At 38.5% G+C, this 25,715-nt stretch carries 21 protein-coding genes; 11 read left to right on the top strand and 10 right to left on the bottom strand.

Annotated elements, in window-relative coordinates; translation table 11 throughout:
* The first annotated feature begins 88 nt into the window (after nt 1-88).
* Nucleotides 89-1,168 carry a sigma-54 interaction domain-containing protein gene (locus tag IAE20_RS05300; RefSeq protein ID WP_200459777.1) on the top strand — a complete coding sequence of 360 codons (1,080 nt, stop codon included), beginning with the start codon at nt 89-91 and terminating at the stop codon, nt 1,166-1,168.
* A 38-nt stretch (nt 1,169-1,206) separates the two neighbouring features.
* Here IAE20_RS05300 and tatC read toward each other — a convergent pair whose 3' ends face one another.
* The 7 genes from tatC to IAE20_RS05265 all read right to left on the bottom strand — a co-directional run bounded on the left by tatC (nt 1,207) and on the right by IAE20_RS05265 (nt 6,185).
* Nucleotides 1,207-1,956: a twin-arginine translocase subunit TatC gene (gene tatC, locus IAE20_RS05295; RefSeq protein WP_200459776.1), complete on the bottom strand. Its 750-nt coding sequence runs from the start codon at nt 1,954-1,956 to the stop codon at nt 1,207-1,209.
* Nucleotides 1,953-2,372 (bottom strand): Sec-independent protein translocase protein TatB, encoded by a 420-nt coding sequence (gene tatB / locus IAE20_RS05290; protein ID WP_200481378.1) that lies wholly within the window; start codon nt 2,370-2,372, stop codon nt 1,953-1,955. Before tatB ends, tatC begins: the two co-directional genes overlap by 4 nt.
* A 9-nt stretch (nt 2,373-2,381) precedes the next feature.
* Nucleotides 2,382-2,600 (bottom strand): Sec-independent protein translocase subunit TatA, encoded by a 219-nt coding sequence (locus IAE20_RS05285; protein WP_200459774.1) that lies wholly within the window; start codon nt 2,598-2,600, stop codon nt 2,382-2,384.
* A 94-nt stretch (nt 2,601-2,694) separates the two neighbouring features.
* A complete protein-coding gene (locus tag IAE20_RS05280; protein ID WP_200459773.1) occupies nt 2,695-3,450 on the bottom strand; it encodes an ABC transporter ATP-binding protein in 756 nt (251 codons plus the stop codon).
* A 33-nt stretch (nt 3,451-3,483) separates the two neighbouring features.
* Nucleotides 3,484-4,269 (bottom strand): ABC transporter permease, encoded by a 786-nt coding sequence (locus IAE20_RS05275; RefSeq protein WP_200459772.1) that lies wholly within the window; start codon nt 4,267-4,269, stop codon nt 3,484-3,486.
* Nucleotides 4,269-5,108 carry an ABC transporter permease gene (locus tag IAE20_RS05270; protein WP_200459771.1) on the bottom strand — a complete coding sequence of 280 codons (840 nt, stop codon included), beginning with the start codon at nt 5,106-5,108 and terminating at the stop codon, nt 4,269-4,271. Before IAE20_RS05270 ends, IAE20_RS05275 begins: the two co-directional genes overlap by 1 nt.
* A gap of 3 nt (nt 5,109-5,111) precedes the next feature.
* Nucleotides 5,112-6,185 (bottom strand): ABC transporter substrate-binding protein, encoded by a 1,074-nt coding sequence (locus IAE20_RS05265; protein WP_200459770.1) that lies wholly within the window; start codon nt 6,183-6,185, stop codon nt 5,112-5,114.
* 313 nt (nt 6,186-6,498) lie between these two features.
* On the opposite strand from IAE20_RS05265, the gene IAE20_RS05260 reads away from it, so the two are divergent.
* The 4 genes from IAE20_RS05260 to IAE20_RS05245 all read left to right on the top strand — a co-directional run bounded on the left by IAE20_RS05260 (nt 6,499) and on the right by IAE20_RS05245 (nt 9,810).
* A complete protein-coding gene (locus IAE20_RS05260; RefSeq protein ID WP_200459769.1) occupies nt 6,499-7,632 on the top strand; it encodes an LLM class flavin-dependent oxidoreductase in 1,134 nt (377 codons plus the stop codon).
* A gap of 189 nt (nt 7,633-7,821) precedes the next feature.
* Nucleotides 7,822-8,637, top strand: coding sequence for an energy transducer TonB (locus IAE20_RS05255; protein ID WP_200481377.1), 816 nt, complete (start codon nt 7,822-7,824; stop codon nt 8,635-8,637).
* A gap of 31 nt (nt 8,638-8,668) precedes the next feature.
* Nucleotides 8,669-9,406 carry a MotA/TolQ/ExbB proton channel family protein gene (locus IAE20_RS05250; protein WP_200459767.1) on the top strand — a complete coding sequence of 246 codons (738 nt, stop codon included), beginning with the start codon at nt 8,669-8,671 and terminating at the stop codon, nt 9,404-9,406.
* Complete coding sequence (locus IAE20_RS05245) at nt 9,406-9,810, top strand: ExbD/TolR family protein (protein ID WP_200481376.1); 405 nt, start codon at nt 9,406-9,408, stop codon at nt 9,808-9,810. The genes IAE20_RS05250 and IAE20_RS05245 overlap by 1 nt, the downstream gene beginning before the upstream one ends.
* 243 nt (nt 9,811-10,053) lie before the next feature.
* Here IAE20_RS05245 and IAE20_RS05240 read toward each other — a convergent pair whose 3' ends face one another.
* On the bottom strand, nt 10,054-11,637 hold the full coding sequence (locus IAE20_RS05240; protein WP_200481375.1) for an ABC transporter substrate-binding protein: 1,584 nt from the start codon (nt 11,635-11,637) through the stop codon (nt 10,054-10,056).
* A gap of 285 nt (nt 11,638-11,922) precedes the next feature.
* Here IAE20_RS05240 and IAE20_RS05235 point away from each other — a divergent pair, with 285 nt between their 5' ends.
* From IAE20_RS05235 to IAE20_RS05225, 3 genes are all read left to right on the top strand, one after another.
* Nucleotides 11,923-14,535, top strand: a complete 2,613-nt coding sequence (locus tag IAE20_RS05235; protein WP_200481374.1) for a TonB-dependent receptor — start codon at nt 11,923-11,925, stop codon at nt 14,533-14,535.
* 247 nt (nt 14,536-14,782) lie between these two features.
* A complete protein-coding gene (locus IAE20_RS05230; RefSeq protein ID WP_200481373.1) occupies nt 14,783-17,116 on the top strand; it encodes a TonB-dependent receptor domain-containing protein in 2,334 nt (777 codons plus the stop codon).
* A 17-nt stretch (nt 17,117-17,133) separates the two neighbouring features.
* Nucleotides 17,134-18,327 (top strand): LLM class flavin-dependent oxidoreductase, encoded by a 1,194-nt coding sequence (locus IAE20_RS05225; protein ID WP_200481372.1) that lies wholly within the window; start codon nt 17,134-17,136, stop codon nt 18,325-18,327.
* A gap of 181 nt (nt 18,328-18,508) precedes the next feature.
* Here the strand turns inward: IAE20_RS05225 and IAE20_RS05220 are convergent, their stop codons facing one another.
* Together IAE20_RS05220 and IAE20_RS05215 are read right to left on the bottom strand one after the other, a co-directional pair.
* Entirely contained in the window at nt 18,509-19,480 is a 972-nt protein-coding gene (locus IAE20_RS05220) for a putative oxygenase MesX (protein ID WP_200481371.1), read from the bottom strand.
* Nucleotides 19,481-19,771: 291 nt separating this feature from the next.
* Nucleotides 19,772-20,470: a DUF1826 domain-containing protein gene (locus tag IAE20_RS05215; RefSeq protein ID WP_200481370.1), complete on the bottom strand. Its 699-nt coding sequence runs from the start codon at nt 20,468-20,470 to the stop codon at nt 19,772-19,774.
* Between the two features lie 301 nt (nt 20,471-20,771).
* Here IAE20_RS05215 and IAE20_RS05210 point away from each other — a divergent pair, with 301 nt between their 5' ends.
* The 3 genes from IAE20_RS05210 to IAE20_RS05200 all read left to right on the top strand — a co-directional run bounded on the left by IAE20_RS05210 (nt 20,772) and on the right by IAE20_RS05200 (nt 25,622).
* Nucleotides 20,772-21,293 carry a sigma-70 family RNA polymerase sigma factor gene (locus IAE20_RS05210; protein ID WP_200481369.1) on the top strand — a complete coding sequence of 174 codons (522 nt, stop codon included), beginning with the start codon at nt 20,772-20,774 and terminating at the stop codon, nt 21,291-21,293.
* A complete protein-coding gene (locus tag IAE20_RS05205) occupies nt 21,294-22,313 on the top strand; it encodes a FecR family protein (protein ID WP_200481368.1) in 1,020 nt (339 codons plus the stop codon).
* Nucleotides 22,314-22,448: 135 nt separating this feature from the next.
* A complete protein-coding gene (locus tag IAE20_RS05200; protein ID WP_320159385.1) occupies nt 22,449-25,622 on the top strand; it encodes a TonB-dependent receptor in 3,174 nt (1,057 codons plus the stop codon).
* Nucleotides 25,623-25,715: the final 93 nt, after the last annotated feature.

Raw genomic sequence — 25,715 nt, 5'->3', positions numbered from 1 at the left:
AAATATCTGTAATTGTTATTTATCAGCTTTGTAATTGGATTGTACTATTCTATTTTAATATCATCCTAATCTATTTAAAGGATTAATTATGAAATCCTATTTGGATAATGATTATAAAGTAATTACTTTGCCAGATAATGGGGTACCTATAAAACCAATTCGAGCAAAAGCAATTATTTTCTCAGATCAAAACTCCCGTAAGTTGTTAAATCAGGTGGAGACTATAGCTCCAAGCTCTGCCAGTGTTATTATTCAAGGTGAATCTGGTACTGGTAAAGAGCTGATTGCACGTGAAATTCATTTAAAAAGCGACCGTAAAAACAAGCCATTTCTTGCTGTGAACTGTGGGGCTTTGGTAGAAACACTGGCTGAGTCAGAGTTATTCGGTTATGAAGCTGGTGCATTTACAGGTGCAAACAAAACTCGACCCGGCATTTTTGAAACGGCAGACGGTGGAACTTTATTTCTGGATGAAGTAGGCGAGTTGCCACTATCTTTGCAAGTCAAACTATTACGCGTATTACAAGAAAAAGAAGTGGTACGTGTGGGGGGAAGAAAACCGATTCCTATCAATGTACGGATCTTGTCTGGTACACATGTGGATTTGCGTAAGGCGGTTGCAGAAAACAAGTTTCGGCTAGATTTATACTATCGTTTGAATGTCGTGGTGCTGAATATTCTGCCATTACGGGAACGTAAGGGCGATATTTTACCTTTGGTCGATTTTTTCTTAAATTCATATTCGCAAAAGCTCATTACATCAAAACCAAACATTAGCGATCGCGCTCGAAATGCGCTGCTAAATTATAGTTGGCCGGGTAATATTCGTGAATTAGAAAACAATATTCATTACGCTTTACTCATTAGCGGTGGGAAAACCATTGATATTGAACATCTAAGATTTTCAGAAGAGGGTGGTTCAGCAGCTTTACCCGACAATGATTTGATTCAAGAATTTGAAGATATCCTGAAGCGTTTATTTCAGGAATATGATGGTGAAGCTTGGCATATTATTGAAGATAAGATTGTAAAAACAGCTTTTTCAAGTTGCTGGAATAATCAGGTCAAGACTGCAAAAATGTTAGGCCTTTCACGTAATGTTCTACGTAACCTTCTCTCTCGCTATAACTTATTACCTAATAATAAGAATGAAAATGAAATTGCCTAGACGAAAAATATTTCTTTTCTAGAACATCCATCTTTGACCTATGGATGTTCTTTTTTTATTGTGGTTAGTTTTGTGATCCATAAACCCAATTCAAATAATAGCCACATAGGGACGGCAAGAGCAAGCATACTAAAGACGTCTGGAGGAGTAATAAACATTGCAATAAAGAAGAAAAACACGATGATATGTTTACGGTGTTGTTCAAGCTGATGAATAGATAAAATACCAATAAAAATAAGAATATAAGTAAGAATTGGAATTTGAAATGCTAAGCCGAAAGCCAAAAAAAGTTTTAGACAGAAATCCAGATAGCTGTTGATATCGGTCATCGGTAATACATTTTCAGGTGAAGCCAATACAAAGAACTTTAAGGCAAGCGGTAAAATCAGGCCATATGCAAATAAGATACCGAGATAAAATAAAAAAATACTGGAAAGTGCTAAAGCAATTCCCAATTTTTTCTCATTTTGGTATAAAGCAGGAGCAACAAATTGCCAAAACTGATACAAAATGAAAGGGATACTGACTAGAACTGCCAGATAAATATTGAGTTTGAACGGTGCTAAAAATGTACTCATTACATCCGTTGCGATCATGGTGGAATGTATAGGAAGCAAAGAGATTAAAGGTTGAGCAAGAAAATGATAGTTTTGTTGGGCGAGGGGTAATAACAGTAAAAAAATAGCAATAACAGCAGTAATGCTATAGATCAAACGCTTTCTTAATTCTTTTAAATGCTCGCTATATCTCATTCTGGTGAATGTTTCACTGGTAATTTGTTCGCTCATACGGCCTGATCCTCTCTTAAGATATGTGATGATATTGAGTGACTTAAAAAAGGTGCTTTCAACCCAGGACTGGAAAACGGATAAAAAGAATAAGGGGTAAAAGGAGAATCAGCTTTAGCTACGGCTGTAATAGTTGATTTCTGTACACTTTCGATATCTTGCTGCATTTGAGCAAGTTGTTGTTTGAGTTGTTCTTCATTTTGCTTTATTTTTTGCAACTCTTCTTGCATGATTCTTTTTAGTTCTATTAATTCAAGTTCATTTTCCAGATCATTTTGAATTTTATTTATTTGATTTTTAACTGCTCTATATTTTAGCAATACAGTTCTTAGTGCTTGAGGAAGCTTTTCAGGTCCTAAAATAATCAGTGCAATCACAGCAAAAGCAAATAACTCCCCAAAACTAATATTAAACATTAGAATAAATCACTCATGCCTTGGATTTTTCTCATTATGTGATTCTAATGAGTTGAGATCTTTGTATTGTTGGTTTGATAATAATTTCTGATCATCTGGATTAACCGAGTCCTTAAAGTCTTTAATTGCTCCCCCTAAGTCTTTACCCAAATTTTTAAGTTTAGACGTGCCAAATAATAAAATGACGATCACAGCAAATAATAAAATATGCCAAATTGATAAACCCATGATGAAGCTCCTAAATAATATAAAATAAGTGTATTAATATCACGATATCATCTGTTTTCTAAATCACATTAATATCGATCAATATTCGATTTAATTATGCTGTGTGATCTAGCATGTGGAGTGCCTGATTTCTAAAATTGAATAAGCTCTCACTATCTTTATGTCGTGGATGAGCCAAAGGAATTTGAATGATTTCCTTAATTTTTCCTGGGCGAGCAGACATCACAATGACGCGGTCACCTAGATATACGGCTTCCTCAATATCATGTGTTACCAAAATCATAGTGATTTTTTCATGTTGCCAGATGCGTTGCAGTTCAGCTTGCAAATGACTCCTGGTCATGGCATCTAATGCACCAAACGGTTCATCTAAAAGTAAAATATCAGGTTTATTGACGAGTCCACGTGCGATGGCAACGCGTTGTGCCATACCGCCAGAAAGTTCATGGGGGTAAGCATTTTCAAATCCAGTAAGCCCTACAATTTCGAGATGCTCTTTAACACGTGCATTTTTTTCTGAACGGCTTAAGTCTGTTTCTTCCAGTGCTAAATGGATATTTTCTGAAACAGTGAGCCAAGGCAATAAGCGATGTTCCTGAAAAATTAATCCTCGTTTTAAATCTGTCCCTTGTATTTGCACCTGATTTAGTAAAATCTCGCCTTGATAGTCTTGATCTAATCCGGCAATCAGGCGGAGTAGGGTCGATTTTCCACAGCCACTACTGCCAACGATAGAAATAAACTCTCCTTGTTCAATGTCGAGATGAATACTATCTAAAACAGTTAGGTCGTTTTGATTACGCTGAAATGATTTATTCAATTTTTTAATGGAGAGTAAAGAAAAAGACATATTAAAATCCTGCTCGTATTTGGGGATCAAAGGCTAGGCGCGCCATTGCAATAAACGTTTTGAAATAAGGTGGATACACGTGGTCATCAAAATGCCACTGATTGTGACGGTGATTGCACATACAAGCAGGATGTCCATTTCGGCATTAATTTCAGCTTTCATCATGAGATTACCTAAGCCAGCCCCTGCATTAAATAACAGCTCACTTGCTGTGGTGGTAATCCATGTAAACGGTACTGCCAAATTTAATCCTGTTAAAATGTGCGGTAAGGCTTGTGGAAAGCGTATTCTTTTAAACTCACGCCAGAAAGAAAACTGATACATACGGGCGATTTCGCTGTATTTTTTATCGTAGTGGCTAAGTCCCTGAAATGTATTGATCACTAATGGGAAAAAAGAAGCGAGAGCAATGATAAATATTTTGGCTTCTTCGCCATTACCAAACCACAAGGCAATTAATGGAGTTAAACCGAGCAATGGAACTTGCCGAATACTATTAAATAGCGGAGAAACCAAGGCATTTAAAATTTTTGAATAGGCAAGTAATGCACCTAAAAACAATCCAGCGGTTGAACCCAATAAAAAACCTAATCCTGCTTTTTTTAGACTGCCCCATGTGTTCAGCCATAATTCACCGGTTTCCAGCAAGTGAAGAAAGGCAAAATAAATGTGTTGTAAAGGGACAAATGCATAGGCCTGACTTGAACCTAGTCCCGAGTTGTATTGCCATAAAGCCAGCAATAAGATAGGAAGTATTAGACCTTGTATCAAGATTACAGGCTGTTGCAAGAGAGGCTTTAAAGTAGATGATTGAGACATTATTTCCCTCTTGAACTAAGAGCAGGAGATATAAAGCGTTGTTCCAGCAAACGTAAAAGTTTATCGAGAATAAACCCGATTAAACCTGTGATGAATACACCCACCATGACCACATCAAGACGTAGCATTTGGCGGCCTAGTTCCATCATTTGACCAATGCCAGTTCCTGCTGCAAGTAATTCCACTGCCACTAAAATCAACCATGCTCGACCTAATGCGATTCGTAAACCACTAATCAAAGGCGGTAAAATTGAAGGAATAATGATGTATTTGAGCCATGCTCGCGTTTTAAGTTTGTAGATTTGACCGATTTCAATATATTGTTTTGGAATGTTTTTTACTGCGTCGGATGTTGCCAATGCAATTGGGAAAAAACAGGCTTTAATGATAAGTAAAATTTTAAATAATTCACCAATCCCAAAAACAAGAATAAAAATAGGAATGAGGACAAAGATTGGAATTTGATAAAGAATATTAAATAAAATAAAAGTGTAATGGCGAAATGTACGGATTGAGCCATAGGCGACACCAAACGCAATTGCACTAATTGTGGCAATAGAAAATCCAAAAAATAACCGAGAAAGGCTATCCTTTAGATGCAGTTGTAGTTCACCACTTTGTATTAAACCGATAAATGCATGCCAGACGGATAGGGGCGGTACTAAAATTTGGGTAGGGAAAATTTGCAAATAACTAATGAATTGCCAAGTGAGTAACGCGATTAAGGGTGAAATCAGCGAAAGCACCCAATAAAATTTCTCAGCTGAAACCCTCTTCCATAGCGGAGGCTTAAGTACAATAGTATCTTTTTCAAGGGCAGGATTAACAAGCGTTTTCATCGCCTAGTCTCCTTGCTTATTCTGGTGATCTTGGCTATTTAAGTTTTGGATAGCTTGATTAGTAAATTTTGGATTTAATAGTTCATCTGCTTGGATTGGGGTTTGAATGAGCTGATTTTTCAGAGCATGGTCGATAACTTTGGCATAATGTTGTTTAAGAAAATCAACTTTATATACAGGTGACCAATCCTGTTGCCATGTGCTTTGAGTATTCTGGCTTTCTCTTTGAATCACACGAAGAGGTTGACCAAACTTGGTTTGACTTTGCTGGAATTCATCTTGATGTTGTGATACCCAATTCATAGCCCGTACAGTCGCATCAGCAAGTAACTGCGTGGTTTCTGGATGTTGGTCAATATAATCTTTACGCCCCCATAGCTCTGCACGCATTTTCCAGTCGGCGGGTAGGGATTGTGAAGACCAGATAATTTTTCCGAGATGACGATCCTGTAAAGTCAGTGCATCACTTAAAGTAAAAAATGCATCAACACTTTTGGCTGATAGTGCCGCAGCACCAGCTTGAGGATTTAAATTAACAATTTGAAAATCTTGGAGTTGTAATCCTTTGCTTTGTATAAGTTGACCAAAATTAATTTCCCAAGGACGACCACGATGTAAAGCAATTTTTTTACCTTTTAGGTCTTCAATTGATTTGACGTGTGAATCAGGAGGTACAATAAGATAGACATTATTGCCAATTCCACCAGGAACCACAATTTGTGTCCTAACACCTGTTGCATTGAGTACCACAGCAGGAAGATTGCCATAAAAAGCAAAATCAATTTTATTATTTAGAAAACTTTCGTTGACTAAAGTAGCAACAGCAGCAGTGGTAACGGGTTCCCACTTTAGCTCAATATTATGCTGCTTCAATTCCTTTAAAAAAATTGGGTCTTGTGAGATGAGCTGTGGTACACCAATAAAGTCCAGTGTCCCCGAAGTGCCATTGGCAACGACAGCAATACGCAACTGTTGCTGAACAGATTTATTTTGAGTTGATTGTTCGGTCTTTTGTGCATCACACGCGACAAGTCCTAAAAGACTCAAACTCAAAAATAAGCTAGAAAAAATACGCATATCATCATATGAATTAAAAAATATAAGGGAATAGAGCAAGAACCAAGCCAAAATATTTATTTTATATAAATCAATTAATTAAATTTTCATTCGAGAGTTTTGCTGATTAATGAAAGACGTTGTGTTGTAAAATAGACAGGCTGAAGGATTTAAATGTTGAAATTTCAACATAATGTTTTTGGCCTGTTTGATGAAATATATATAAAACAATAGGCTACATTAAATACTTATTAAATAAAAAACGGCATGATTTCTGCTCATGACATAAATAACGATCCAGATATCGTCAAATGTTTAATTATTGAGAACTATTATGTCAGTTGAGTTTTTATGGAGAATCCCTGTTCATGGGGATGGTCGTCGAGCACATCAGTTACATACCCGTGGGGAATGGAATCAATTAAATTCAGCCACTCAATCGCCACAACGTGTTGCACCACAACATCAAGACCATTTGTTTGCCTACTATGATTATGTTGAACAAGTAGCAAAAGCAGCTGATATTGTTGGTTTTCATGGTGCATTGATTCCTGCTTTTCCACATACGGAAGAACCTTGGGTGCTGGCTTCGGCTTTGGCAAGAGAGACCAAAAGACTGCGACTGTTGATTGCGATTCAACCGTGGTTTATCCATCCTGCCTATGCCAGCCAAATGGCTGCCAGCTTGCAACGTTTAAGTCAGGGAAGAGTAGAATGGAACGTGATTTCAGGCGGTGGCGGGGCACAGCAACGTGCTTACGGCGATTTTATTGAACATGACCAACGTTATGCTAGAACCAATGAATTTTTGGAATTTGTCAAAGGTTATTCACATCATGCTCCTTTTGACTACGATGGCAAGTTTTTCCACGTCGAACAGGGCGGATTAAAATACCCGATGAATCAATATGAGGTGCCTCGTTTATGGCTGGCTGGTGCAAGCGAGGCTGCTTTACGTGTAGCAGGACGTCATGCGGATATTCATTTAACATGGGGTGAGCCTGTTGAACAGCAGAAAAAAGTGATTGAACAGGCACAGGCATTTTTTGAGAAAAATACGCCAAATCGTAAAGTAAAGTTTGGTATGCGCATTGATATTTTGGCACGGCCAACACAAGAACAGGCTTTTCAGGAACTTAAACAGATGTATGAAACCACTGCGGTTGAGGGTAATGTATTTGAACGGAAAGACACTGAGTCAGTTGGAGCAAAACGTCAGCAGGCTTTGGCTCAAGGCAATCGTTTTGAAGATCTATTTGTGAGCCCAAATGTTTGGGCAGGCATGTCCAGTGTACGGGGTGGACCAAACTGTATTTTAGTGGGGAGCTATGAACAGGTTGCGGAACGTTTGCAAGAGTATATTGATGTTGGGGTGGGGCATTTCATTTTAGCAAGTAACCCTCATTTGGAAGAAGCGTATCGTGTAGCAGAGGAAGTGCTGCCTTTGGCGGGATATAAATTAAAATAATAAATTTAGATCCCTTTGATATATCAGGGGGATCTTGTTGTTTGAACAGCATCACATTGTTTGAAAACCAACATATTTAGTATCAATCATTTGGAAAATTTAAATTAAATTTATAAAAATTAGAGACTTATATTGTTGGCATGACTTGTGCAATTTTTTATTCAATATTTTAATTCTGTTTACTTTCTTATGAGCGACCTAATATTTAACTCGCATAAACGGGCATTGCTGTTTGAACACTATGCGCCTGCATCAGGGTCGAACCATATAGCAGATCCGTTTACACAATATTCTTCAGAGGTTAGTGAAGTAGTTCCACCTCGATTCAATAAATTGTTGATCGCAATTATTGCGGTGGCTTCAGCACATTTGGGAATTTGGTATATCGCAAAACACTTGCCAACACCTACTCTGGAAATTCATAAGCCAGAGCCAGTGGTGATTGAAATTGTGAAACCAGAAGAACCGCCTAAAGTGATTGAACCTAAAATTCCGCCTATCACAGAAAAGCCCAAAATTCCGCCAGTTGTGGAAAAACCCAAACAGATTGAACAGCCCAAGCCCCTACCGAAAACTGTGGAACAGCCTAAGCCTGTAGCAAAAGCAGTTGCTCAGCCAACACCGCAAAAGGTTGAAGAAGCTGTGGTGACCAAAGAAGCGATATCTGAACCCGTTCACAAAGCCGTTGAACCTGTTAAGCCTGTGGATGACAACCTTCCAGTGACTGAGGCGAAAGGTTATGCAGGTTATCTCAGTAATCCTGCCCCAGAATATCCAGAGCAGGCATTGGAACGCGGTTGGGAAGGCTCTGTGATTTTACGAGTCAAAGTATTAGCAGATGGTCGTCCTGATACTATCAGTGTCAAACAAAGTAGTGGCAAAAAGCTATTAGACAACGCTGCCATCAGAACAGTAAAACAATGGAAATTTTCACCAGCCCTAAAAGGTAAAACCCCTGTTGAAGGCTGGGTCGATGTTCCGATTCATTATCAATTACCGAAATAAATTTAATTTTGTAGATTAAGAGGATATTCTCATGACTGACATTAATTCATTGATCCATGACGGGACAATATGGTTATTGGTTGCTTTTTCAATTGTGACCTGGGTATTGATTGTTATTAAGGTGATACAAACACAACGGGCAAGTAAACAAAGTAAGATTTTTGTGGAAGAGTTTTGGAAAGCAAAAAATTTATCTGATGCTGTGGCCAAATCGGAAGCGGGTGAAGGACCAGCAGCACGTATTGCAAATACTGGTTTTAAAACGCTGATTGAAGCAGATGAAAAGACACATCATGATTTGCAAAATAGCTGGAGCCGACAGGATTTATTGGAACGCCATTTACGCAAACAAATTTTAACTGAACGTCGCCAATTGGAGAAAGGTTCAGCATTATTGGCTTCTATTGGTAATAATGCGCCGTTCATTGGTTTATTCGGAACAGTTTTTGGGATTATCCATGCATTACAAGCGATTGCACATTCTGGTAATGCAAGTATGGATGTTGTCGCTGGACCGATTGGTGAAGCATTGATTGCAACTGGGATTGGTATTGCCGTTGCTGTACCTGCGGTGCTTGCTTATAACTACTTTGTACGTAAAGTCAAAACCATTGGTGCAGACTTGGATGACTTTGCTACGGATTTTGTGAGCTTAAATCAAAAAGCTGGCTTTCAGTTATCCACCACTAAAACTAAAAATACGACAGGCCATACAGTCGTGAATGACGTTTCAACAAAAGAAGTGAAAGAGAAAGGAGTATTTGCATAATGGCAATTTCTACCTCTCAAGACGATGATGTCGTCAGTGATATTAACATTACACCTTTGGTGGATGTGATGTTGGTTTTACTTATCGTGTTTATTGTTACAGCGCCTTTACTGACCAATACCGTGAAAGTGAATTTGCCGAAAGCTGCACCGACACAGTCAACTGACCAGAACAAAGCAGTAGTGATTAGTGTCAATCCGCAGGGTGAAATATTTCTTGATAAAGATAAAGTGACGCTTGCCAATTTCGAGCAGGAGATTCAATCACGTAAAGATAGTAATCCGAAGTTAGCCTTGAACTTGAACGCTGATGAGACTGTACCTTATGGAACAGTAGCAAAATTATTAGCAGGCATTGAAAGGGTGGGCGTCGATAAACTCTCTGTGATAACAGTACCCAAATAATATTTGAGAAACACCCAAATAGCTGCTACGGCAGCTTTTTTTATAATTTGTTTAAACGTATTCAGTGATGGTTTTGTGTAGAGGGAAAATATACAGAAGCATTGAGATTCCACAAAACATCTCAACATCATAATTCGGTTAAAATATTAAAAATAATAGTATTAAAAATAAGGGTGCGTTGGCCAGCACCCTCTAAATAAATCAATATGGTTCACTATAGACGTGAACCATGTTTGTCTTAGATTAGGCTTTCCATAATTTCTCAAAACGCCATGTTGGAAAAATGGTATGTTCAGGTGCTAACCCTCCAATATCTTTTGCTGCTGCATCAATGGTGTGGCTAAATCCCCAGATCAGCATTCCGCCACGTTCGTGTTGAATTTTCTGTGCTTGAGCTAAATGGATTTTTCGTTTTGCTAAATCTGGTTCGGCAAGTGCTTTGTAAAACAGCTCACTATATTCAGGATCTTTAAAATTGATTTTATGGGTTGTTGAAATCGGTGCATCGTTGACAACCGCGGTGGATAAATAAGGCGTACCGACATTGGTGGCATTACTCGACAACTGCCATTTAGTTCGATCAGGTCCATTAAATGTGGCAACATCAACTTGCTTTACGCGTATAGTGACATTAGCAAGTTTAGCCTGTTCAGCAAAGATCAGTGCCGGCTGAGCACTTCCAACTGAAGTAATTAGTTCAACATTTAAACCTTCTTTAAAACCTGCTTGTGCCAATAAATTCTTTGCCTCAGTAATATTTTGCTGACGCTGCGGTAATTTTAAAAAAGCGGGGTCTTGTGGTGAATAGAGATCATTGGCGATACGTCCCTGACCATTCAATCCACGCTGTACGAGTTCCTCACGATTGGCAATTAAACGAAATGCCTGACGCACTCTGGGATCATTAAAAGGAGCTTGTTGGGTATTAAAGTCAAAACTATTATGAGTATTTGTCTGGGAGCGAATAGTTTGAATATGTTTTGCTTGCTCCAGAATTTTTATATATTCAGGAGAAATTGCATTGGCGACATCAATTTGCCCTGCTAATAATGCATTTAAACGAGAGACTTGATCCTTAAAATCAATCACTTCAAAACTGTCTGCATAAGGTTGACCAGTTTTGAAATAGTTTTCAAAACGAGTGAAAACCGAGCGCTGACCGGGTATAAATTGTTGGACTTTATAAGGACCTGCACCTACTGGATTATGGATTGGATCAAAATCGGTGGGTACAATTCCGCCAAAATTCACCCATGTTTCTGGCAGGGCAACGAAACCTGAAATCGAGTTGATAAAAGGAATACGAACGGTATATTCATCCAGTTTTTGAATACGGTCTCGGTCAATCCATTGCACTAAATTGCGAAACGGCGAAGCAAGTTTCGGATCAGTTAAACGTTTTATTGAAAAAATCACATCATCTGCAGTGATGGTTTTGCCATGATGAAACTCTAAACCTTTACGCAGTCGAATTGTCCATTCACTGGCATTATGGTTGGGTTCAGCAAACTCAGCCAAGGCAAGGCGTGGAAGCATATTTTCGTCCCATTCCCAGAGCTTATTATAAATGGCAAAACCTCGGGTAATTCCTGCACTAGAGGTAGATAGATGGGGATCTAAACTACCTGACTGTTGTCCACCAATCAGACCTAGCCGAATAGTTCCACCATGTTTAGGGGTTACCGAAGAAGAATTTTGTGATTCAGCAGAGGTTTGGGGAGATTGGCCACAGCCAGATAAACCACCGATTAACGAAACACCTCCTATCGCGGTAAGGCTTTGTGCTAAAAACTTTCGTCGTGATAACAGAAATGATTGATTTTTCATTAAAAACACCGTGTTTGATAATCGTCTGTATTGGTCTTGCAGAATAAATGCCAAGTTTTTTTTATAATTTTTTAATATTTATCATTGGGTTATATTGTTTATATTTTTTAGTACTGTCTTTATTCCAACAAATCTGTTGAAAAAATAAATCTTCTTAAAAGTGATAAATAAATAATTAAAAATAAAAAATAACTAAATCAAGGCATTACCTATGATTTTTATGTAAATAAATGATTGGCATAAGCTTTGCGTAACGCCTTGTAAATTTACTTTACTGAGTCTGATATGAAACAGCCTTTTCAACTAAAACCTTTAGTCATTGCGCTTGGCATATTTGGGGTGGCTTTTCCCCTCTATGTTTTTGCTGAAGATACACCCCAAAAAACGAATGATGCTGAAAATGATGTCATTACTTTAGAAGATGTCGTGGTGACTGGAGCAAATAAAACACAAACTGTTGTTCCAAATCGTAGAGTGACCTCTATTTATGGAACGGATAGTTCAGTATTGGATACACCACGTGTAGTCTCACAAGTTACAGAACAGCAGTTTCGCGAAGATGTAATTCGTAGTGCCGATGATTTAGTAAAATATGCGCCAAGTATTACTCGAGGTGGAGGGCAAAATGCCAATTTCGCGCCACAAATTCGAGGACAAAACTCAGAAGTATTTCAAGATAGCCAAAGGATTTACAGTACCCGTCATCCGACCAATTTAAATGCTTATGAAGCAGCTGATATTGTGGCAGGACCGACGGGCGTAATTTTCGCCCCGACTTCAGGTTCAGGTGGATATATTAATTACCTCACTAAAAAGCCAAGCTTTAATAAAGCAGAAACAACGATTGCTGGTTCAGTGGGTTCCATCTATGAAGGCAAAGGTGCGGAACCTAATTTTTCTGTCAGTATTGATCATACTGCGCCCATTTCTAAAGAACTCGCATTTCGTGTCAGTGCCACAGCTCAAAAAACTGATGATTATTATGACAATGTGAAAAATAACTTTAATGCATTTTATGGGGCCTTGGCTTGGCGACCAGATGACAGCTTACGTGTTGACTGGAACATCACTTATGATGATTATTACGATTTTAATGTCACGCATGGCTGGAACAGAGCCACCCAACAATCGGTTGACAATGGTTTATATTACAAAGGGAGAGCCACTCCAATTATTCAAAATGGCTCAACTTTCTGGTCGCCAGTATTTGAGTCTGGGGCAGCAAATTCCAAAGTTATTGGTTGGCAAACTCGACAGAAGAATGACAAGAATCAATATATTGCGGTCGGCCCTGTGCAAACAACACCCTTACCCAATTCGACAGCTGATCAGGCAGGAAGCATTAAGGGTTGGGTCTATGATCCATCTATTCCAGGAAATGAACTAGTTAAATTGGATGATAATGTCTCAGGTCGAAGCGAAGATAAAAATAGTGCCAAGCGATTCAGTACCCAATTAAAACTGGTCAAAGATTTAAATGATCATTGGTCTATTTCCAATAGTGCGCTTTATCAAAACAGCAAAGATTTAGGTGATTCGGTTGGGAGTTTCTTTACTGATCTGGAGCATGAACTATTTGATAACCGGTTTGAGTTTTTGGCTGATTATGACTTTGAGTTATTTGGCATTAATGTCAATAATAAAAGCAGCACTGGGGGAGCATATCGTCATGAAAAATTCACGTCCTTAGCGGCAAATAATAGTTTTAATATTAATCCCTATGATTTGACTAACGATCCTTCTCAAAAAAATCCGGGGGATCTATTAGGATTGGTAAATAATAGTTCTTCGACTGGGGGCTGGATTGGACAAGCAGGCGTTCCTCAATATTCTCAATATTTTGGATATTTAAACCTACCCGCAATGTATCCTATCGGTGATGGTTTATATGCGGAAAAGGGGGGCTTTCCTCCTAATGGCGGTGGAGCTGTTTATACGGGAACAGGCTTTTGGGATACATTTAGTGTATTTACTCAGCAAAATTTCACATTTAATGATGTTTTTGGGGTGAATCTTGGGATTAATCATAGTTCTATCAAAGCCAAGCTTGAAAATCCATTGGTGCTGGTACCCGCTGATCTTCGTTCAGATAGTAATGAATATAGTTTGTTGAGTTATCAAGCCAGTACATTTGTGAAGCCGACAGAAAAGACGACCTTATACTTTACCTATGATAAAAGCACGGCATTAAATACGGGAGTTTTTGGACCATTTTTGATCTGGGGGGCAGGTAATCTACTCAATCCTCTAGCGTTTGATAGTCAAAGCGAACTAAAAGAATTGGGCTTTAAATATGAACCAATCAAAGATCAATTGTTTTTAACACTTAGTGGATTTGAGCAAAAACGTGATTTATCGCCTGATACCAATGGCAATATGGCACGTTTTGAAATTAAAGGAATTGAATCTTCATTACGTTGGCAGTTGCAGAAAAATATTGCGATCGGTGGGAATTTAACTTATTTAGACGCTGAATATAGTTCAATTATTCCTGCTGGCTTTTCACCCTTTGGATTTCATGCAGACAATGCTACGGTTTGGGGAGACAGTAATGCTTTAAATCAGCGTAAAGCGGGACGTTATGATGCGGCTGGAATTCCGAAGTATTCTGCAAGTGCTTATGTAGATTACCAACATCAATCTGGTTTTGGTGTGAATCTGTCAGGCTGGTGGACCAGTGATTGGTATACCAATTTAAGCCAGACGGTCAAAGTTCCAAATAATTATAATTTAGATTTGGGGCTATATTATCGCCAACCGCAATGGACAGTAGGCCTAAATATTCTCAATTTGACCAATGAACGCAATTTCGTGAATGGTTTAGCGGGAGCAAATAGTGAGTTTTTACAACCGATGCGCCCACTCACAGTACAGGGACAGTTTAGCTATAAATTTTAAGCAATAGTTCTTTTGATGATTATAGGCCATACCTTTGTATGGCTTTTTTATTCATTTTTCTTTGAGATATAAAGATCAAATCAACAATGTTGGAATAACAGCAATAAGTTGGGTGAAAATGTTTATCTATCAGCAAAATTTAATAATAAATTTCATTTTTATTTTATAAGTAATTGAAAATATTTAAATAAATTAAATGGCATAGAAGTTGCCAATAGAAGAATAGATTTATTTAAATGGAGTCACCATGTTTAAGGTAACAAAAATTAGGCAGAGTATTTTAACTGCTATGTGGGGGGTAACAGCGAGTGTTTCGACACTGGCTTTGGCAAATGAAGATGTTGATACAGACATTACTACAGAGCAACAAGCTCAAGTCGTCAATGCAAAAGACGTCAAAAAATTAAATGATGTGATCGTAACAGCACAATATCGAGCGCAAAATATTCAAAAAGTTCCCACTGCGATTACCGCAGTTTCAGGCAAAGATTTGGCTGCAAAAGGTTCGACATTTATTGGCGATGTGCTGACGTATACGCCAAATGCTGCTGCAGAAAATCCTGATGGCGATAGTCGCCCACGCTGGTATATTCGTGGTTTAGGAACGGGGGATGTGGCGGCATCGACTGTATTTCCGGTTGGTATTTATGCTGATGGTGTTTACTTGAATGCGCCTGTTGCAGGTGCAGGGGATTTATTTGATCTAGAACGTATTGAAGTATTACGTGGTCCTCAGGGAACACTCTATGGAAAAAATACCACAGCGGGCGCAGTTAATTATATTTCTAAAAAACCGACCTTTTCAGAAAAACCAAATGGCTATGCAACCATTGGTGTAGGTGATTATAACCTGCGTACCTTTGAGGGTGCTGCAAATGGTAAAATCTCAGATAATATTGCAGTACGGGGCGCTTTTTATTCTGAAGATCGTGATGGTTATGCAAAGAATCTGGCCAATGGAGAGGACTATGGAAATGTTGATAAAAAATCGTTTCGCTTCCAGATTTTAGGTAAAGTCAATGATCAATGGAATGCATTGGTCAATTTGCATAGCCAAACCTACAACGGTTTAGGAAGTAATGGTTCTTTAAGTGTTGGGAAATACTGGGGAATCTATGAGCGACCTGATGGTCGTGACACCAATTTAGATCTGGATGAAAGTAATAAAATTCAGCATGATGGAGCATCATTAACGTTAACTGGTGATCTGGGCGGTGGGCATACGTTTACCTCTATCACTGCTTTTGATAAGACCACACAAAAGTCGATTTCAGATGGTGACTATACACCTTATGATGTTGCGCGAAGCTATAGCGACAACGAATGGCGTCAGTACAGCCAAGAGTTTCGGATCTCATCTGATGCAGATAAACGCCTAAGCTGGATTGCAGGTTTCCACTATTTTAACGAAGATTTAGATTCTACGGGCGTCAGTGCGCGTGTAAATAAAACATTGCCTAATGGCGCTGCGTCACAAACAGCATCTACCCCAGCATTTAGAGATATTACTTATAATCAAGCCACGCAAAGTTTTGCTGTATTTGGAAATAGTACTTTTAAATTCACAGATAAATTTAAAGTGACAGGTGGTCTGCGCTGGACAAGCGAAGAAAAAGATATCGATTTAGATCTTACTCAAATTACAACGGGCGACTATACAAAAGGGAGCTGGTGGAAAAAAGAGGGCTATACCAATGCAGTCTATAATCCAACTCCAAATGCTAATGGTTCAACGAGCCGTAAAAAAACTTGGAATGAACTGACCTATGATATTACCCCTGAATATGAGATTACGCCTGATTTGAATAGTTATTTCAGATTTGCACGTGGATTCCGTTCAGGTGGTTTTAATACAGGTTTGTCCAGTAGCCTAACTCAACTTGCGGATGTTAACCCTGAATATTTAAACAGTTATGAACTCGGTTTGAAATCTGCTTTATTGGGTGGGGATTTAGTCGCAAATGCCAATATTTTCTATTATGACTATAAAGATATTCAAACCAATTTATTGGTTGCAACAGAGGGCCAAGGGGGAGGCGTTACTTCAGTTTTAGCCAATGGACCAAAAGCGGAAGTGAAAGGTGCTGAACTAGAGCTTGATTATTTAGCGACGGAAAATCTACGTTTACGTTTCGCGGGGGCTTATTTAGATAGCGAATATACTGACTTTATCGACAAAAATCCTGTGACGAATGTCGTTAATGCTGACAATACTGGGAATAGTTTAGTTCGTTCACCTAAATATACCCTTGGCGTTGGCGGTGAATATACGTTTAACCTGAATAATGGCGCACGTGTGATCGTGGGTACTGATGCAAGTTATCGTGATCGTGAGTTTTTTCTAGTCAATCGCCAAGACTATTCCGTTGATCCGATCTTAAGTCAAAAGTCTTATACCTTGTGGAACGCCAATGTTGGTTATCACAGTGCAAATGACAAATATCAAGTTAATGCATATGTGAAGAATTTACTCAATGAAGAATATCAAGTACATGGTCGTCCAAATGGTCCAGTAGGACAATACGTTTTAACATATGGAAACCCGCGTCAGGTTGGTGTTTCTCTTACAGCTAAATTCTAAGTGATACGGAGAACCTCATGGGAATTGAATTTTTTACGCGTTTACCTTTGCATGGCGAAGCTGAATTTTTAGCAGGCGATCCACGCAATCGTGGTGATTGGACGCGTGTGTCTGGTGTGGAAAATACAGGAGCTGTATCCAATTACCAAGTGGGTGATGATTTCACTTATATTGATTATTTGGGGCAAGTGGCACGTGCAGCAGAAATTAATGGTTTTGCAGGTGCTTTGATGGTCAATGCACCTACAGGTGAAGAACCTTGGACAGTTTGCTCGCTATTGGCCAGAGAAACCAAACGGCTGAATTTTGTGACGGCATTTCAGCCTTATCACTTTAGTCCATATAATGCAGTGCAAAGTGCGGCCACCTATCAGCGTGCAACAGGTAATCGTCTTGTATGGAATATTATTAATGGTGGATCTGAGGTGATTCAGCGTCAGGTTGGAGATGTTACACCTCATGATGATCGTTATATCCGCGCGACTGAATTTCTGGATGTGGTAAAAGGGTATTGGTACAACGAATCATTTCATTATCAAGGTAAATATTATTCTGCCGAGGGCGGTGGATTAAAATATCCGCTCAATAAAGCTGAGTTACCCATTATTTGTACCGCAGGCTCTTCAGAAGCTGCCAGAGAATTCGGTGCAAAGCATGCGGATTATTATTTAATGCGTGCTGAAAAGCCAAGCGAAATTGCAGCACTGATTAATGATGTCCGTCAACGTGCTGCGAAATATGGTCGTGACAAGATCAAATTTGGTTTATCCATTGACACGATTGCCCGCCGTACCGAACAAGAGGCTTTGGCCGAGGCACAACGTTATTTGGATGAAGCTGCTGAAAAACAGCGTTTACATGCATCTGCTGCCCATGCAGGATTACGATCTGCACGTGTATTAAGTTTTGAAAAAGAATATACAGATAAAGCGGGAAGTAAAAATGTGTATGACTTCTTTATCCACCCCAATGTTTGGTCTGGTTTTGGCTATATTGGTATTCCACCAGGCGTAGCATTGGTTGGTAGCTATCAGCAGATTATTGAACGGATCCAAGAATATAACAGTATTGGGATCGATTTGTTCTTCTTGGCAGGTTATCCGCACTTGGAAGAAGCGTATCGATTGGGAGAACATGTTTTGCCTTACTTTAAAAATCAACGTCAGGCCTTACAGCGTATTCCAGAAGAGTCAAAATATCGAATTGCATAAAATCGTATTTAAAATTTTAACCCAAGGCTTTGCCTGAAAGCCTTGGGTTATTTTCACAATCCTTGTATCTAACAGTATGTCGCTGCTGCACATTGTTATTATGGTGACACAGAATTCATACTCATGGCGTTCAACATGACAGCAATTTTCTATTCCTCAAAAGGTTTCATACGGGTGCTTGTCAATGGGTCGCGACCCATTGCTCAAGAATATCTTTGTAGGGTTTAATAAAATTTTCTTCAGTCCATTTGCCTTGCTTAACTGCCAACTGTCCACGTTCCACACGGTCATAGACAATTTGCGTTAATGAGTAATCAGGATATTCTAGGCTGGCCTGATACACTTGAGCCGCTGTTGAATTGGCATTATAAATTTCGGGACGATAAATCTTCTGAAACGTTTCCATTATGCTAATCGCACTCATCAGTTCAAGATCAGTATAATCACGCAATAAATCCCCCGAAAAATAGAAGGCGAGCGGTGCCACGCTGCCTTTTGGCATAAAATAACGTACCTGTAATCCCATTTTGTGAAAATATTCATCGGTACGTGAATATTCATTTTGTCTATATTCAACACCTAAAACAGTATGTTGGTTGGCTGTGCGCTGATACGTTTTCGTCGTAGAAACACTCAAACAAATAACAGGCTGTTTATTGAACTGAGATTTAAACACATCTGAGTTCACTAAATATTGATAAAGTTTGCCATGCAAATCACCAAAACCTTCTGGCGCATAGGATGTAGAGTTATTTTTATTACATGCTTTAAGCAGCACACTAAAATCATAGTCCCGCACATAAGATGAAAAACTGTTGCCAATCATGCCATCAATAAGCTGATTGGTGTGATGATCAGTAATCGTACTTTTAAGCATTTCAATGGCTGGGAAAGCTTTGCCATTATCCTCAACATCTAAATTTACTGAAATAATATCAATTTCAAGCGAATAACGATCCCTTTGATGATTATCAAAATCTGCTAATGCATTAAAACGATTATTAATCATTTGAAGTGTATTCAGTAGATTCTGTTTGCGACGTTCACCACGCGCTAAATTAGCAAAATTAGTCGTCAGGCGTGTGCTATCTGCAGGTTGATAGTTTTCATCAAAACGAATGCATTTAATTGAACAGGTAAATGTTTTATTCATTGTCATTTGCTCCCCAAATTTTTGAGATAAACCTTAATTTCTTTATGGGTTTAATTTATATCCGAATCACTACATGAATAAAAACGATTTTCTTTCACCAAAAGATGAGTGAAATTCATGTTTGAAAATTTGATTAGGATGAATAAAGGTATATTTTTAAAAGTCTCAAAAATGCGCAGGAAATAAGATTTATAAAATTATCAAGCTAAGTATAAACACGACTATTGTCTGAAACTGACAACATTTTCAAAATGGAATACCCATCTTGCTTCTTAAATATCGCAGTAATATTTAACAGATTAAAAGTAGTCGATACTCATTATCCCTTTCAACAGGCGCTCTATGAACACAAGCTAAGACCTGTTGTGTAGGATGATCTACCGCGAGCCGCCAAAGATGTCCTGAACCTAAATTCACTGGTGTTGAATTAGGTTTAGGCTGATAATGCAGATCAAAGAAATGGTCTTTCAGAAATATTTCAAATTCATCTTCTGAACCAACATGTAGCTTTTTGAGTTTTTCTCTAATCTCTGGAATTAAAATCTTTTGATCAACCTGATGATGAGGGAGAATATCGCTTGCAGGGCCATGATAGGTGCATAAAAACGTATCTGTTTCGATGGGTGAGCGATCAACATGATATGAATAGACATCTGTTGAAATGAAATCTAGCTCTTCATCTCGTTCATAGCTTTTAAGTAGATTAAGAGAAGGCGATGCTCCAAAATCAGTTAGTAGCTGAATATCCTGGAGAATAATTTCTCTTGCCAGATTGCCTTTTTCTGAGAGTTTTAGTACTGCAAGATCTTCAATAGAAACTTCAGTAATATTTTCTTTTAATCGGAGTTTAGCCACAATTTCTTTAAAATCCCCCACCAAATCTCTATGCCAGCAAATGGCATTCGTATTTCCTTGAAAGCGAGTGTTTACTAGCTCAGAAAAACTCGAAACATGTCTATAATGGTGATTATGGGGAAATGTGTTGTTCATACAAGAATGAAAAAATCATGAAGTCAGCATGATAATACATGCTTGGTGTTATACATATATTGTATTTCAATTTTGCAGTACGTTTATTTGATTCGATTGAGGTTCTATCCAATACGCAAGGATAATGATCGAGTATGGCGCCAAAATGTGAATTCGACTTAGATCAGTTAGAAGTTTATATCGTAAATCACAAGAATTTTAGGTTCATGGTAATTTATTAAGATTTACTTTAATTAGTGCTTGACTTATTTAAATGATAATTATTATCATTTGTGTGTTTATTGTTTTGAGTCCCATTATTGTGAACAAAACTTCTTTACTTGTAGATCAGTTATATAGAACTCACCAAACTTGGCTTCACCAATGGTTGAGACAAAAAATAGGAAATGCTGATCAGGCCTTAGATCTGGTTCAAGATACATTTATTAAACTACTCCAAACACGAGACGAGTTATTTGGTATTAAAGAACCTCGTGCTTATCTAACTTCGATTGCTAAAAATTTACTCATTGATCAAGTGCGTCGTAAACGCATAGAACAAGCCTATTTAGAAGGCTTGAGCCAAATGGAATATATATTTGAAGAGGTGGCCTCGCCTGAAGATAAAATGCAGATTATTCAGGCAATTAATCAACTTTGTAAAGCTCTTGAAACTGTATCTGTAAAAGCACAACAAGCCTTTATTTTGCACTATATGGAAGGTTTTACCCATAAAGAAATTGCTGCACGTTTAAATGTCTCCACTAAAATGATTCAAAAATATTTGGCGAGTTGCTTAATTCAATGCTATCAAATCCGTCGAGATATGGATGCCTGTATTTAAATGTCAATAAATAAAAATAGTCATCAAAAGCTTGTTGAAGAAGCCGCGAATTGGATTGTTCAATTGAGTTCTGATGATGAACGCTGTCGAAAACAGGCTAAGTTAAAATTTGAGGTCTGGAAAAAAACCAGTGAGCAGCACCACCAAGTTGCTACGGATATCGAGCAATGTATAGGAACTGTTAAAAAAATATCTCAAAATACAGGCCATAAAAAAGTAGCCAAAGTTGCACTTAAGGCAGGTTTGGAATCAAGTAAAGCCTATAAATATTTACGTGCTGGAACTGCTTTTGCAGTTGTATTTGTGAGCATAAGCGGGATTTTATTTTATTTAACTGGTACCACAGTGGCCTATATAACTGCTGATGTGAAAGGACGATCGGGGCAGTGGACAGAGCAAAGCTTACCAGATGGTTCGCATCTAATCTTACGGGGTAAAAGTGCAGTTAATCTGAAGTTTAGCAATAATCAAAGAGTGGTGGAATTGGTACAAGGACAAATCTATGTCGATGTTGCTAAAGATAAAAACCGACCGTTTCTGGTAACAACTACACATGGAAAAATTCAGGCATTAGGCACAGCATTCAGTGTAAATTATGACCCTGCGGCAACTGAATTAAAAATGTTGCATTCCCGTGTAAAAGTAGCAGCGACACAAGTTAAACATGCCCAACAGCAATCAATTTATCAAGCTATTGTGCATGCGGGACAGGCCGTAAAAATAGATAAAAATGGAATACAAAAACGTCCTGAATTGAATATTTATAACGAGCAGCAAAAATGGAAAAAGCATCAATTAATGGTGGAAAATCTCCCGCTTAATCAAGTTTTACACGAGTTGGATAAGAACTATAAAGGCAAGATTATTTTTAATGACCTAGATCTACAACAAGTACGAGTAAATGCCGTATTACCTTTAGACCAAACACAAGAATCACTTAAGCTTTTAGTCACGGTTTTTCCAAATTTGAAAATTAAACAGATCACTCCTTATGTAATCATTGTTTCTCTAAAGCAATAAAAAAATAATTTTTTTAAAATTTTAGGTTCCACTTTTTTTCGAGGCATTCGTCATAGTAAGTAGAAGCAATAAATATGGATCATTTTGAAACATTATATTGAATGATTCTTATTACGATTTACTGGGGCGGGGCTAATGATAGAAGTGAAAACAGGCAAAATAAGGAATGGATCGATTTTTCGATTTTCAACACTTGCATTTGCCATACATGCTGTGTCGATGAGTGGGCTAATAGCTTTACCTTTACAACAGGTTTATGCAGAAACAACTCGGGTTAAAAATTATAATATTCCTTCAGGCAGTCTGGCGAATGTACTGAACCAATTTGCAGAACAATCTGATACTTCAATTGCAATGGATGCTCAGCAACTGCAACAGCGAAAGAGTCTTGGGTTAAAAGGCAACTATGCGGTAGAGCAAGGGTTTGAGGAAATATTAAAACAAACCGAGTTTGATGTTATAAAAGTCGGACAAGGTTATACACTGATCAAAAAAACTTTAGCCAGTACTGTTCCACCCAAAACTCAAACAACTGCCGAGACTTCAAGCAGTACGGCAATCAATGAAGATGCCTCAGTGCGTTTGACACCGATTGTGGTGTATGGCAACGAAGATCGTGATACAGCAGGTTATGACAAAGTCTATGATGCAAATCATTCTTCTGTTTATGCGGGGAAAGATTACGTAGAACGTTTTAAGGGAACTAACCCTGCCGATGTTTTGCAAGGTATGGTAGGAGTCTATAGTGGTGATGCCCGTAACAGCGGGGCTTTGGATCCGAGTGTGCGTGGCGTACAAGGGGTTGGTCGTGTACCTCTAACTATTGATGGTACAGAACAGTCAATAGCGGTGTGGCGTGGTTATAATGGAGTGAATAACCGAAACTATATCGATCCGAATTTAATCGCTGGTATAGAAGTCATTAAAGGGCCTTCACTAGAGCGTAATACCACAACCTCTGTTGGAGGGGGCGTGGTGGTTAAAACTCTTGAGGCCGATGATATTGTCCGTCCAGGTCAGTCTTTTGGCGCGGAGTTAAAGGTAGAAGGTTCCACCAATTCAATTGATCCGTCATTGCCAGACATGAGTAAAATTGGCAAGAACTATAATGATACTGTGCCTTGGATTGAGATGAATGGCGCAAAGTATGACCCTGATATTTACAAAAAGAACCGAACCAAAAATGATAATTCTACCTTTTCTGGCGATGATTTAGCGGGGCGGTTAGCAATTGCGACCAAGCAAGATCAATTCGATTTATTAGCAGTTTATGCTGTTCGTGAACGGGGTAACTATTTTTCGGGTACACATGGCGCAGGGTATTATAAAAGAGCAACACCAGACAATAGCCTCGATTTTATTCCTTACTTTGCCTATGTTTATCAACCTGGCGATGAAGTTCCCAATACCTCAAGTCATATGGAATCTTGGCTATTAAAAGGAACGTATCGACCAACCGATGACCAGACACTTAAACTTACTTATCGAGATACCAAAAATATTTTTGGCGAAATTATGCCCTCTCGGATTGTTTGGGGCGTTACATCAGACTTAGGTGTTCCTCAGTGGCCTTTAAGCAATATTCACTCTAAAGCATATAGTCTTGAGTATAAATTCAAACCTGAAAATAATCGCTGGATTGATTTCTATGCCAATATTTGGCAAACCGACACTGAAAGCCAGACATATACACGTGGTGGGTGGCCCACTACAATTGACTATCGTGATAACACTATTATTAACACTGCATTCAGTCATTCGGATAATACGCGTAAAGGCATTACAGTAAGTAATAAAACACGTTTGTTAGAGCAGCTTGATTTGACATTAGGCGGAAGTTTCTTAAAAGAAAAACTGACCTCTGATGATATATATGGAGAATACGGTCCAAGTTATTCACTTTATCAGGCCTTGCCTCGAGCAGGACGTCGTGAAGAAAAAACCTTCGATTTTAATTTTAATTATAGACCATTGTCTTGGTTAAGTTTTGATGCAGGAATGCGTTATCGCTCATATTGGGCATTTGATGATTTTTTAAATAATTCTTTGCAAAGCGAGATTGATCCAACTTTAAATCCGCTATTTACCAAAAAAACTAAGCTTAAAGAATATACCTTTGAATATCAAACCATGCCAGAGAGTTACACCTCGACTCAACAGCGCTTAATTAATGTTTTAAAACAACGTTACGCCACAAAAAATCCAGAATGGGATGGGCAGTTAGACACCGTTCCTGCAACAGAAAGCACTTTATATAATATGATCTGGTCCCAGAAAAATACGCTGAGCTGGAAAGCGGATGCCAATGGTAATTTGTCGCTGGCAGATAATCCATTAAACCAGCTCAATGCATCGGGACAAAAGTACGTGGTGACTGGCGGTAATTTCATGTCAGTGGTAGCTCAGATTCCAGTTGAATCTGCTGAAAAAGTTAAAGATAGTGGCTGGGCGCCGCAATTAGGTGCTTCAATTCACTTAACCCCCAATAGCAGAATCTATGCGCGTTATGCAGAAGAATATCGCTTACCGAGTTTGTTTGAAAGCACTGTGGGTTTCTCAGCCATGTTGCCCTATCAGACAATCAAACCTGAACATGCCTTTAACTATGAATTGGGATATGTCTATGACTTGCGTAATTGGCTGAGTACAGCGCGTAATGCCGATATTAAGCTGGCTTATTACTATAACAAAACTAAGAATGTCATTGAGCGTGACCAGAATCTTATTTTTACCAATATGGATGAGCAAAAACTCTCAGGCCTAGAATTACAAAGTCGTTTTGATAATGGAGGCTTTTTCACAGACCTGAGTGTGGCGTATAACCTAAAAAATGAAGTATGTGATACCAATAGTGCCATTAACAAAATGATTTTGGGCGGTACGGTTCAAACTGAACAAGGTTTAGCGTTTCGTGAACCCTATCAACGCTGTGTCGATGACGGTTTTCCAAATGGGTATTTGGTCACAATGGCAACACCAGAGCTGAGTTTTCACGGTTTACTGGGTGCGCGTTTTTTTGACGAAAAGCTTGAACTTGGCGCCCGTGCAACATTTTATAAAGCATATGAAAGCCCATTACGTAAAAACAATGATGCAAGCGTCAACAAAGGTTATTACCTCAACGTGCCTTTGGCTTGGGATGATACGTGGATTTTTGATGCTTATGCCCGTTATCAGGTCGATGACTATAACACCGTTGAATTTGTAGGCAGCAATCTTTCTAACCAATTTTACATTGATCCTTTAACTCGTAGTGCAATGGCCGCACCGGGCCGAACACTGAAAGTCAGTTGGACTACCAAATTTTAAGCAGAATTTGATTCCCTCTATACATATATAAAAGGGGAATCGGATAACGGTAAATAATATTGAATGATTATTATTTACAAATTCACCTGAGTA

Origin of the sequence: Acinetobacter sp. S54 (genome assembly GCF_016624945.1) — a bacterium.
Classification (GTDB): Bacteria; Pseudomonadota; Gammaproteobacteria; order Pseudomonadales; family Moraxellaceae; genus Acinetobacter.
Note: the sequence above shows the minus strand (reverse complement) of the source record. Positions and strands in the feature narration are given on the sequence as shown.